10 protein-coding genes and 1 tRNA gene are annotated in these 10,998 nt (G+C 39.1%); 4 read left to right on the top strand and 7 right to left on the bottom strand.

Annotated elements, in window-relative coordinates; translation table 11 throughout:
- Nucleotides 1–79 precede the first annotated feature (79 nt).
- The 4 genes from ACTJJG_RS09465 to ACTJJG_RS09450 all read right to left on the bottom strand — a co-directional run bounded on the left by ACTJJG_RS09465 (nucleotide 80) and on the right by ACTJJG_RS09450 (nucleotide 3,297).
- Nucleotides 80–154 (bottom strand) — tRNA-Gln (locus ACTJJG_RS09465).
- On the bottom strand, nucleotides 153–986 hold the full coding sequence (ispE, locus tag ACTJJG_RS09460; RefSeq protein ID WP_032056901.1) for a 4-(cytidine 5'-diphospho)-2-C-methyl-D-erythritol kinase: 834 nt from the start codon (nucleotides 984–986) through the stop codon (nucleotides 153–155). The genes ACTJJG_RS09465 and ispE overlap by 2 nt, the downstream gene beginning before the upstream one ends.
- Nucleotides 987–1,004: 18 nt before the next feature.
- Nucleotides 1,005–1,583 (bottom strand): lipoprotein insertase outer membrane protein LolB, encoded by a 579-nt coding sequence (lolB, locus tag ACTJJG_RS09455; RefSeq protein ID WP_032056900.1) that lies wholly within the window; start codon nucleotides 1,581–1,583, stop codon nucleotides 1,005–1,007.
- Nucleotides 1,584–1,587: 4 nt separating this feature from the next.
- On the bottom strand, nucleotides 1,588–3,297 hold the full coding sequence (locus tag ACTJJG_RS09450; protein WP_005070953.1) for a tetratricopeptide repeat protein: 1,710 nt from the start codon (nucleotides 3,295–3,297) through the stop codon (nucleotides 1,588–1,590).
- A gap of 88 nt (nucleotides 3,298–3,385) precedes the next feature.
- Between ACTJJG_RS09450 and hemA the strand changes: the two genes are divergently transcribed.
- On the top strand, nucleotides 3,386–4,669 hold the full coding sequence (gene hemA / locus ACTJJG_RS09445; protein WP_032056899.1) for a glutamyl-tRNA reductase: 1,284 nt from the start codon (nucleotides 3,386–3,388) through the stop codon (nucleotides 4,667–4,669).
- Here the strand turns inward: hemA and ACTJJG_RS09440 are convergent.
- Both ACTJJG_RS09440 and ACTJJG_RS09435 read right to left on the bottom strand, forming a co-directional pair.
- Nucleotides 4,666–6,534, bottom strand: a complete 1,869-nt coding sequence (locus ACTJJG_RS09440) for a DNA primase (protein ID WP_032056898.1) — start codon at nucleotides 6,532–6,534, stop codon at nucleotides 4,666–4,668. The two genes, hemA and ACTJJG_RS09440, sit on opposite strands and share 4 nt — an antisense overlap.
- Nucleotides 6,535–6,691: 157 nt before the next feature.
- Nucleotides 6,692–7,855, bottom strand: coding sequence for an outer membrane protein assembly factor BamD (locus ACTJJG_RS09435; RefSeq protein ID WP_032056897.1), 1,164 nt, complete (start codon nucleotides 7,853–7,855; stop codon nucleotides 6,692–6,694).
- A 71-nt stretch (nucleotides 7,856–7,926) separates the two neighbouring features.
- Here ACTJJG_RS09435 and rluD point away from each other — a divergent pair, with 71 nt between their 5' ends.
- From rluD to ACTJJG_RS09420, 3 genes are all read left to right on the top strand, one after another.
- Nucleotides 7,927–8,979, top strand: coding sequence for a 23S rRNA pseudouridine(1911/1915/1917) synthase RluD (gene rluD / locus ACTJJG_RS09430; protein ID WP_005075271.1), 1,053 nt, complete (start codon nucleotides 7,927–7,929; stop codon nucleotides 8,977–8,979).
- Between the two features lie 10 nt (nucleotides 8,980–8,989).
- On the top strand, nucleotides 8,990–9,727 hold the full coding sequence (gene pgeF, locus ACTJJG_RS09425; protein WP_005070942.1) for a peptidoglycan editing factor PgeF: 738 nt from the start codon (nucleotides 8,990–8,992) through the stop codon (nucleotides 9,725–9,727).
- 189 nt (nucleotides 9,728–9,916) lie between these two features.
- On the top strand, nucleotides 9,917–10,468 hold the full coding sequence (locus tag ACTJJG_RS09420; protein ID WP_032056895.1) for a flavodoxin family protein: 552 nt from the start codon (nucleotides 9,917–9,919) through the stop codon (nucleotides 10,466–10,468).
- A gap of 48 nt (nucleotides 10,469–10,516) precedes the next feature.
- Here ACTJJG_RS09420 and smpB read toward each other — a convergent pair whose 3' ends face one another.
- A complete protein-coding gene (gene smpB / locus ACTJJG_RS09415) occupies nucleotides 10,517–10,993 on the bottom strand; it encodes an SsrA-binding protein SmpB (RefSeq protein ID WP_002120348.1) in 477 nt (158 codons plus the stop codon).
- Nucleotides 10,994–10,998: the final 5 nt, after the last annotated feature.

The following is a 10,998-nucleotide window of genomic DNA, read 5'->3' as shown; positions in this document are numbered from 1 at the left end:
ACCAACGGATGCCGAGATCAAAACCCGGTGCCTTACCACTTGGCGACGCCCCTAATATAATCATCATTACAGGTGAGGTTGGCAGGGGCGGCTGGATTCGAACCAACGGATGCCGAGATCAAAACCCGGTGCCTTACCACTTGGCGACGCCCCTAACGTGTAACTTTAAAATGATTAAGAGGAGATTCTTTTAAACTATTTACCAAGTAAGATTTACATGGTGAATGGTTAAGAATTTCGTCAATATTCATTTCATTTGTTACTTCAGTAAAAACACAAGCACCTGTACCTGTAAGCTTTGCTTGACCAAACTGATCTAAATATTGCATTGCTTCTTCTACTTTAGGGTATAACTGTCGAGCCAGTGGCTCAAAGTTATTTCCAAAATTAGAAGGCTCTAACTGATAGGCGCAAAATTTAGTGGTCTTAGAGTCTCTTGTCAATGTTTTTTGTGAAAAAAGCAATTGAGTGCTGATAAAACAATCAGGTTTTAAAATAATGAACTGTTTTTGATCTAAGTCTATGAATGATAAATGTTCACCGATGCCTTCGGCCCATGCGTTTTTACCATAAATAAAAATAGGAACATCGGCACCGAGCTTAACACCGTAGTCCGCAAGTTGTTCTTGCTCCAGACCACATTCCCATAATTGATTTAACACAATAAGCGTGGTGGCGGCATTGGAAGAACCACCGCCTAGACCTGCGCCCATTGGAATATTTTTTTCAATTTTGATGTGTACACCACAAAACTTTTTTGCATGTGGCTTTAGTATTTGCGCTGCCCGATAAATCAAATTTTCTTCAGGACGAATTTCACTTAACCCATCAATTTTGATTTCTTCATTTGAAGTCAGGGTAAATGTCATCCAGTCATATAAATCAATAAGTTGGAAAATGGTTTGTAGCTCATGGTAACCATTTTCGCGTCGGCCTGTAATATGTAAAAACAGGTTGAGCTTAGCAGGGGAAGGAACTCGAATCATAGATTTATATAATTAGACTTAGCGGTTTTGGATGACCATTGTAATACGGTTTTCTTTATCTTCAGCAAGAGCTTGCTTTAAAACCAGTTTGTTTGGCAAAGTTTGTTCACCATCGTAACTGAAATTAACCGTCCAGCCATCTTCAATGAGTTGGCTCACTCGATTTGCAGCGTCTTTCGTAATTTGAGCATTTAGCGTTGCTGGTTTTGCTAAAATCCAGCTCGTTAAGTGTGTAATAGGGGCTTGCCAACCCGTTGCACGTTCTAAAAGTTCTTCTGGAGAGGCAGCGCTAATAAGTCCTGTTTTAGAACTGTTTAAAGTTACTTCGCCTGGTTTACCCTGAATTTGGGTTTTTCCAACGCCTAAAATGCCGCTTAACTCGATATCAAAATTATCTTGCTGTTGAAGCCAAGTAAAAAAAGCACTACCGGTTTGTTGTGGTGTACGAACTCCAATCTTACCTTGCAAATTAAAGTGCTTTTCATCTTGAACTTGTTGGGTAACCGCTGGCTTGGGTTGAGTAAAATGCTGACAACCGGTTAGAAATAATGCACTTGATCCACAAATCGCTGTGCACAGTTGGGCAAATTTGCTCATATATTTAACTCTTTTTTGCAGATGTAGGTAAAATTAACGCATCAAGCTGTTGTAATTGTGGATCATTGGCATGTTTTTGTTTCAGTTGTTGTAACACTGCGCTAAATTGCGTGAGTGACCCTTGCATATACAAAGCTTTAGCATAACGAACGCCAATATTTATATTATGGCTAAGTTCATAGGCTTTGCCTAAGGCTTCCGCCGCAGCTTCATAATCGTTCTGTAAAAATGCAATATAACCTAGCGTATCAAGAATTGAGGCCTGTTCAGGCGCATATTCTAAAGCTTGCTCTGCATACTGACGTGCTTCTTTTAAACGACGGTTTTGCAGTGCCAGTGTATAAGCATATGCATTTAGATACGTTGGGCTGTTGGGCTCAAGTTGTAATAATTGTTTTAATGTTTTGTCCAGCTTGTCACGATCCGTATATGGATCAAGTAATAAAACTTCCGCATAAATCAGTTCTGGGTCGTCGGGTAGGTTTTTAATTGCTTCATCTAATAGATTTAGTGCAGCTTTTTTATTACCCATTTTCTTTAAGATTTCAGCTTGGGCTTGATATAAGAAACTTGCATGTTGAGGATAATTTACTCGTTCTTGAGTAAGGAACCGTAAAGCATCGTGTAAGTTTTCTTGTTTATCATATATTGCGATCAAGTTTCGTCTAGATACCACATATAAACTGCCATCAACTAAACGATAGTAAGCTTTTGCAGTTTCATAATGCTGTTTACGCTCTGCATTAATGGCTAAGTAGTAATATGCTTCATTTTGGTATTTAGCCGAGTTTCTTAGGTCAACAAGATATTGTTCTGCTTTGTCATATTGTTTTAAATCAATACTCGTTAAGCCTGCAATGAATAAGGCTTCTTCAGCTTTAGGGTTAGTTTCTATAATTTTTTCAAGTTTTTCTAACGCAAGCTGAGATTGGTTAATTTGTATGAGATAGCGGATTTCCGCTAATCGAATATCTAAATTTTTCTTATTCTTACGACTCGACTTTGCATACCATTTAAGCGCACCTTCTTGATCGCTGAGAGCAATAAGTAAGTTTGCTTTCATTAAAATAAAACTCGTTACTTTAGGACGTCGACGTAATGCTTTGTTAATGTTGGTTAGCGCAGTTTGTAATTGGCCATTTTGAGCTTCTAAATTGGCGATGAGTGCCAAAATAGAAGGATTGTCTTTTTCTGCGCTAGAACGTAAAGCTGTTAATAGTACTTCTCGATCTTGCGCATTTTCTGGAGCAATGCTAGCTAAAATTTGTTCTAAATCGGCAGTGGGATCTATCTTTAAAATTTTATCTAATGTCTCAGCAGCAAGCTGATATTCGTGCGTTTTTAAAGCAATGTGTGACAAATAAAATAAAGCTGGTACATCTTTAGGCTCTTGAGCTACCCAATGAGTAGCAATATTTAACGCAGCTTGTAAATCATTATATTCAAGTGCAACGTCTAAAGCTCTCTGCTTAATTGATGTAGAGTTGCTTTTAATTGCGAGCACTGTGTAATTATGCAAAGCGTTTGGAATATCGTCATAAGCTAGAGCAAATTCAGCGACCATTGTTTGCTCTAGGGCCTGATCAAATGAATGCACGGCATAGGTCTCTTGCACAGGACGTGCATAGACATACGAGGACATGCTACCTAACAACAAGAATGTGGTAGAATACTGTCTTATCGAAGCACCGTTAAAATTAATACGGCTATTCATTTGACGCAATTTTTATTGATCCAAAGTAATGCTTTTTATGACACCGATGTTGCACAATAGCATAAATTTAGCGAAATGATGATCTGATATGTCTTTCTTTGCATTGGGTGTCAACCATCAAACAGCTTCTGTAGAACTCCGCGAACAAATTGCTTTCAATGCAGAGCGATTAAGTCGCTTGCTTGCCGAACAACGCCATCACCAAAACTTAAAGGATTTGGTGGTCGTCTCGACCTGTAACCGTACAGAAGTTTATGCCATGGCAGAAAACGCCGAAAGCCTTCTAAAATGGTTAGCTGATGCCAATAATATTGATGTAAAGCAGTTAATTCATCATGTTTATCGTTACGAGAATACGCAGGCGATTACACATTTAATGCGAGTGGCGAGTGGTCTAGATTCTCTCATGCTTGGTGAGCCGCAAATTTTAGGGCAGGTTAAAAGTGCTTTAGCATTGTCTAAAGAAGCTCAAACGGTCTCTCCTGAATTAAATAGTGTTTTTGAATACGCTTTCTATGCAGCTAAACGTGTACGTTCCGAAACAGCGGTCGGTAGTCATGCTGTTTCGATGGGGTATGCTGTTGCACAACTTGCTTTACAAGTTTTTAGTAAGCCTGAAAAGCTTACCGTAATGGTTGTTGCTGCAGGTGAAATGAATAGCTTGGTTGCTAAGCATTTGGCTGAAATGGGTGTCGCGAAGATTATTATTTGTAATCGTAGCCGTGAGCGTGCTGACCAGCTGGCTCAGGAGATTGCACAACAGGTTGAAGTTGAAATCATTGAGTTTTCAGCATTAGCAGAGAATTTATATCGTGCTGATGTCGTGTCGAGCTGTACTGGAAGTTTATATCAAGTTATTGCTTATTCTGATGTTAAGGCTGCATTAAAAAAACGCCGCTACCAACAAATGTTAATGGTTGATTTAGCGGTACCACGTGATATAGATCCTAAAGTTGAAGCACTTGATGGGGTCTATTTATATGGTGTCGATGATTTACAAAGTGTGATTGATGAAAACCTTGCTCAACGTCGTCAGGCGGCTGTTGAAGCAGAGGTCATGGTTAATCAATTAGCTACTCAGCTTATTACGCATCAAAAGGTTAAAGAGGCGGGTAGTACAATTCATGCTTACCGCCAGCACAGTGAAGAGATTAGTCAACAAGAGCTTACACATGCGTTAGAAGCTTTGCATCATGGTGAGAATGCCGAACAGGTGTTACAGCAATTTGCTCACCGTTTGACGCAAAAACTTATGCATCCCACATCTATCTTGTTACGTGAAGCTGCTAAAGCAGAAAATCCTGATTATTTTGAATGGTTACAACAGCATTTACAGGATGTATTTGATCATGAGCGTAAGCCAAAACATTAAGACAACAACTTTAAGCTAATTTGTTTTGTTAATTCATTCAATTGTTGTCTTAGATTTCTTGATTCAATTAAAGAAATCGGTGATTTCAGCTTCTGACGTAAATATCTTTCTTGCAAACTTAATGAATATTCTTTAGCTAACTTGTCAGCTACTTCAGGTGCCTGTGTTAGTGCTTGAATATTGGTTCTTTGCATAATATCGGCGATTTCATGACAGTAACTACTACAAGCACCAAGCACATAATAAGTTGCCAACTCTTGATCATCCGGTAAATCATCAAAAATACGATTTAAGATTGCCAGTACTTTGGCTAATAATTCATCTTGGTGAATATAAGCCCGTAATCCTTCAAAATGAATATAAAGAAAAGGATGATGCATTAAAATTGCAATCGCAAAGTCTTCATCTTTAGTATGGATGTTAAATGAGAGCGAGGCATCGTGGCTGATTTGTGGGGTAAAACGTTTACCTAGTCCGAGTTTTTCACGGAAAGATTGAGTAAGTAAGTAACGGAAAGAACCTTGTTTTGGTAATAACTCGGTGAGTTCTCTGAGTTCACCCATGACTAAGCTTTTCCCTTCAGGCGTACTGATATCGTGTTGACCTGTTAAGTGCGCAAACACGAAATCGGACAAAAGAGGGGCTTGTTGTAATAGTTTTTGAAAATTTTCGAGTCCTTCTCGACGGATGAGAGAGTCTGGATCGTGATCATTGGGTAGAACAAAAAATTTAAGTTCACGACCATCATTGAGAAGGGGTAAAGCAATTTCTAAAGTTCTGCGTGCTGCTTTTTGACCAGCAGCATCACCATCAAAAGCAATGGTAATACGACTATTTTGTTTAAATAAAATATTAAGGTGTTCAGTATTACTTGCAGTCCCTAAGGTTGCTACAGCTCCTGTAATGCCATATTGCTGAAGCGCAATGACATCCATATAGCCTTCAACCATTAACCAATCGCTAGATTTAAGTTTTCTACCTTCATAAAGTCCGTAAAGTAGCTGATTTTTATGAAAGACTTCTGAATCTGGCGAGTTAATATATTTGGGCTTGATTTCATCATTTAATGCACGCCCACCAAAGCCAACCACTCGGCCTTTCGGGTCGCGAATTGGGAAAATAACGCGGTCACGTAATAGGTCAAAATCACGGCCATTATCGCTCGAGCGGATAAGTCCAAGTTGTTTTAAGCCGTCAATATCATAAGGAAAAGCTTTTTCTAGGTGTTGCCAGTCTTCTGGAGCATAGCCTAAGCGCCAAAATTGAATAGTCTGATTGGTTAGTCCACGCTGTTTAAAGTAATTTTTTGCCTTTTGACTATGAGGTAATTGTTGTTCATAGAACTGAGCAACATTTTCCAGTAAGTCATATAAATTACCTTCTTGAACTGGTTCATCAAAGCTAAACGGCTGTTCGAACTGAGCAAAAGGGTCATCAAAAAATACGGGTTCAAGCGTGTTGTAGCTTTCATCTGATGGCTGCTGTGAAGTTACAGGCTCAGCCGTATTTGTTTTAGTAACAGGTGGCTTTGTAACCTGACGGGTATAAGATAGTTTTTTATTCTCAGTATTATCTTTGGGTAATTCAATTCCAGTACTGCTCGATAATTCTTTCATTACCTCAATAAAGTTTCGGTTATCAATATCCATAAGAAAACGGATTGCATTTCCGTTAGCCTGACAACCAAAGCAGTGATAATACTGTTTGTCACGGTAGACATGGAATGATGGCGTTTTTTCTTGATGAAAAGGGCAACAGCCGGAATATGTACGTCCGGTTTTTTTCAATTTCACACGCTGACCAATCAGATCGACAATATCTGTGCGATCTAGAATTTGATCAATCGTATGTTGTGGAATTGCCATAATTCAGATAACCGTATTAAAACTTGATGAGACAGTAAGTCAGAATATTCTGACATGATGAATCGAGATATGCCCAATAAATATTTTAATATTTTATAAAAACAAACAGGCAAGTGATATCACTTGCCTGTTTGTTGATGTTTTTTAAAGCTTAAACTTATTGAGCAGCGTCATCCGCACCTTGTGTTGCCTCATCTGATTGAACATCAGTTGAAGCTTCAGTAGAGGTTACAGCTGGTGCAACAGTTGTATTTTCTGCTGCTTGTGACTCAGGTTTGTCTAATAAACCGAAGCTTAAACGGTTTGTCCAACTACGTTCAGACTTAGGAGCTTCAACAGGTGTTTGTTCTGGTGCTTTAGTTTCTTCTTTATCTGAATTACCAATTAAACCAAAACTAACACGGTTGAGGAAACCACGTTTTGGAGCTTCTGCTTCAGTTGTGCTCTCTGGCGTTGCAGCAGTCGATTCACGACCGAAAATACCTAAAGTTGCACGGTTGATCCAGTTACCTTCTTTACGAGCAGCACGCATGTTAACTGTGCCGTCTTTTTTCACCAAGCTTGGATAATTAAGTTTTAAAACTTCAATATATTGTTGCGAAGTAGCTTTATCACCTAACTTGTCATAGCTATATGCCAAAGTGGCTAAAGCTTCTGGAATTTGAGGTGTTTGTGGATAGTGTTCAATCACCCATTGCGAACGTTCTGCAGCGGCGATCCAAGCTTTACGCTTAACGTTGAAGCGAGCGGCAGTCATTTCATTTTCAGCAAGTTCTTGCCCAATGAATTTCATACGCTGAGCAGCATCAACAGAATATTGGCTACTTGGGAAACGACGAATTAAATCAACAAAGTTTTGATACGCAACTTTTAAATAACTCACATCACGATGTGACTGTTGCAAAGAGGTATAACGCATCAAACTGTCGTAGTTTTGCTCCATATTGGCAACAGCACGAACATAATAAGCATAATCCACATTTGGATGTTGAGGATTTAAACGAATAAAACGTTCTGCTAAGGCAATGGTGCCTTCATAATCTTTTTGTTTAAATTTCGAATATAGAAGTTCAAGTTGTGCTTGTTGAGCGTATTGTCCAGTCGGATAATAAGTATCGATTGCCTCTAAAGACTTGGTCGCATCAAGATATTGACCACGGTCAAGCGACTTTTGGGCCTTTTCGAAGTAAGCTTGTTCACTAGATTGAGGGCCAGTATCGACCACTTCTTTTTTACTTGGATTGCTGCTACAGCCCACAAATGCAGACGCTACGCCTAAAGATAAGGCAAGCATCGTAATTTTATAACGTGGTAGCGACATAAAAACTCCTCTGTTATGTTGGGCAATGAGCTACAATTGCGCTATTAAACCACTTTTATCTCAATGATCAAATGACTTCAGCACAATCTTCAAACACAAACTTCTCTGAAACCGACTTCAATTTACTTGAAGATTCTGAGGATGCAGATAACCATACTTCTGATACAACTGCAACACGTTTATCGTTGCAAGTTCAGCTAGATGAAACCTATCTGGGACAACGTATCGATCAGGTAGCAGCTTTGGTGTGGAGCGAGTTTTCGCGTGAAAAGCTCAAGCAATGGTTGAAGGATGGCCATCTGTTGGTGAATGGTAACATTGTCAAGCCTAAGCACCGTTGTGAAGGAACAGAGCTACTTACGCTCGAAGTAGAGCTCGAAGCTCAGACGACGAGTCAACCTGAAAATATTCCACTTAATATTGTCTATGAAGACGATGATATTTTAGTCATTAATAAGCCAGTAGGCATGGTGGTACATCCAGGAGCAGGCAATAGTTCTGGAACTTTAGTGAATGCTTTGCTTTACCATTTCCCAAAATTGGCAGAACTTTCGCGCGCTGGTTTAGTACACCGTATTGATAAAGATACCAGCGGTTTACTGGTTGTTGCTAAAAGCCTAGAAGCTCAATTTTCTTTAAGTAAACAGTTGGCAAATAAAACGGTTTACCGTGTATATGACTTGGTTGTTTATGGAAATATTATTGCTGGCGGTACCATTGATGAACCAATCAAACGCCACCCAGTTGACCGTGTGAAAATGGCAATTTTACCGGGTGGACGAGATGCAGTAACTCACTACAATGTAAAAGAACGTTTTAAAGATTTTACCCGTGTACAAGCTCGTCTTGAAACAGGACGAACACATCAGATCCGTGTGCATTTTAGTTATATTGGTTACGGTTTGATTGGCGATCAGGTTTATATGAACCGTGTACGTGTGCCAGCTGGTGCATCTGAATTGCTCATTGAAACTTTACGTGGTTTTAAACGTCAGGCATTGCACGCAGCGAAATTGGGCTTAAAACACCCTCGTACTGGTGAAGAAATGCTATTTGAAGCGCCGTGGCCTGAAGATTTCACACATTTAGTGAATGTGTTACGTTCAGAAAACGCTGCATATTAAGGACGTGCATATGGAATTTGTTCAAGGTTTACCTCAAGGTGTATTTGTAGGGCAGACACGTGTTCAACATCCTTTGGCATTACCAACGGATCAACTTGAATTATCTGGCTTTAATTTGGCTTTACATGTCAAAGATGAGGCACAACGTGTTCAACAGCATCGAATGATATTGTTAGATGAGTTTGCGAAATTTGGTGTTAAAAAAATGACATGGATGACCCAAACGCATAGTACGATTTGCCATACTGTAAATGAACAAATTCCCTTTAAAGCTTTAATTGGTGATGGTTTAGTTACTCAAACTAAAGGTCATGCTTTAATGATGATGACGGCTGATTGCTTACCAGTCGTGTTGGGAAATGCCGAAGGCAGTGAAGTTGCTAATTTGCATGCGGGTTGGCGTGGTTTAGCAGGTGGCATTATTGAAAATACAGTAGCCGCTATGCAGAATCCTCCAACTTGGGCATGGTTAGGAGCTGCAATCAGTCAACCTTGTTTTGAAATTGGGGCCGAAGTAAAAACTGCTTTTTGTGATAAATATCCAGAGTTGGAAACAGCTTTTGTTGAGGGCGTGGCTCCAAATAAATTTCATGCAGATTTATATGCCATTGCACGCTTTATTTTGCAAAGTCTAGGTGTGCAACAAGTCTTAGGTGGAGATCAATGTTCTTATCAACAGGGTGATGAGTATTTTTCTTATCGTCGTGATGCGAAGACAGGACGTATGGCTACGTTTGTTTTTATGTAAGTTTTGATAACTTCCTTAAATGACTCTCTTATTTTATATTTATTAAAAATAGGAGAGTTTTTTATTTAATTTGAAAATATTTCTATAGTATGCAGTAGTGAAAACCTTATATTTCATATTTATAGATGAAGGTTTAGCAAGCGTTAATAAAATGATAAAATAGAAAAAATCGCTCAAAACTTTAATCTTATGTCTTCGCCTGAAAAACATCTCTCTATTGTCTACCACAGTCCATATGGTCATACCGCGAAGGTAGCTTCCGCTATTGCTGCTGGGGCAGAGGTGATGGGTGTAAAAGTACATTTAATGAATATTGAACATATTGATTGGGATGCACTTGATGCATCGCACGGTATTATTTTTGGTTCGCCTACCTATATGGGGAGTATGACCGCTGACTTTAAAAAGTTTATGGACAGTACTTCTAAACGTTGGAAAGAGCGTTTGTGGCAAGGAAAGCTTGCAGCTGGCTTTGCAAACTCAGGTGGTCTAAGCGGCGATAAATTGGCGGTATTACAACAATTAAATATTTTTGCGATGCAACATGGCATGCTTTGGTCAGGTTTACCTTTAATGACGACTGGGCATAGTGAAAAAGATTTAAATCGATTATCGAGTTGTTTAGGTTTAATGACGCAGTCAGATAATGCACCTGTTGAAATTACTCCTCCACAAGGTGATTTAGATACAGCTAAATGGTTTGGCGAATATATTGCTGGACTCTTATATAGATTAAATTAATAAATTCCGCGATATAAAAAAGCCTCTAAAAAGAGGCTTTTTATTTAATTACTTATGAAATATACGAGCTTTATCACGCTGCCAATCGCGATCTTTTTCAGTCGCACGTTTGTCATGAAGCTGTTTACCTTTCACAAGCGCGATTTCAAGTTTAACCAAGTGACCTTTCCAGTAACATGCTAAAGGAACACATGAGTAACCTTTTTGGTTAACTGAACCTGTTAGCTTTTCTAGTTCTCGGCGTGATAATAATAATTTACGTGTACGTGTAGCTTCAGGTACTACATGAGTAGATGCTGAAAGGAGCGGTTGAATTTGTGCACCAAATAAAAACGCTTCACCATTCTTAAAAATGACATAACTTTCTGTCAAACTCATGCGACCAGCACGTAAAGACTTTACTTCCCAGCCGAGTAAAGACATACCAGCTTCAAATTTTTCTTCGATAAAATAATCATGACGGGCACGTTTATTTTGTGCGATGGTTCCGCCATTATGTTTCTTTACTACTGTTGCTTTCGCCATAATTC

The organism is Acinetobacter sp. 22512 (genome assembly GCF_052044755.1).
GTDB classification, from domain to species: Bacteria; Pseudomonadota; Gammaproteobacteria; order Pseudomonadales; family Moraxellaceae; genus Acinetobacter; species Acinetobacter pittii.
Note: the sequence above shows the minus strand (reverse complement) of the source record. Positions and strands in the feature narration are given on the sequence as shown.

Coding starts and splice junctions, on each gene's coding strand:
- rluD (WP_005075271.1), top strand. CDS start 7,927: ATGACTTCAGCACAATCTTCAAACACAAACTTCTCTGAAACCGACTTC.
- ACTJJG_RS09420 (WP_032056895.1), top strand. CDS start 9,917: ATGTCTTCGCCTGAAAAACATCTCTCTATTGTCTACCACAGTCCATAT.
- ACTJJG_RS09435 (WP_032056897.1), bottom strand. CDS start 7,855: ATGTCGCTACCACGTTATAAAATTACGATGCTTGCCTTATCTTTAGGC.
- ispE (WP_032056901.1), bottom strand. CDS start 986: ATGATTCGAGTTCCTTCCCCTGCTAAGCTCAACCTGTTTTTACATATT.
- hemA (WP_032056899.1), top strand. CDS start 3,386: ATGTCTTTCTTTGCATTGGGTGTCAACCATCAAACAGCTTCTGTAGAA.
- ACTJJG_RS09450 (WP_005070953.1), bottom strand. CDS start 3,297: ATGAATAGCCGTATTAATTTTAACGGTGCTTCGATAAGACAGTATTCT.
- smpB (WP_002120348.1), bottom strand. CDS start 10,993: ATGGCGAAAGCAACAGTAGTAAAGAAACATAATGGCGGAACCATCGCA.
- pgeF (WP_005070942.1), top strand. CDS start 8,990: ATGGAATTTGTTCAAGGTTTACCTCAAGGTGTATTTGTAGGGCAGACA.
- ACTJJG_RS09440 (WP_032056898.1), bottom strand. CDS start 6,534: ATGGCAATTCCACAACATACGATTGATCAAATTCTAGATCGCACAGAT.
- lolB (WP_032056900.1), bottom strand. CDS start 1,583: ATGAGCAAATTTGCCCAACTGTGCACAGCGATTTGTGGATCAAGTGCA.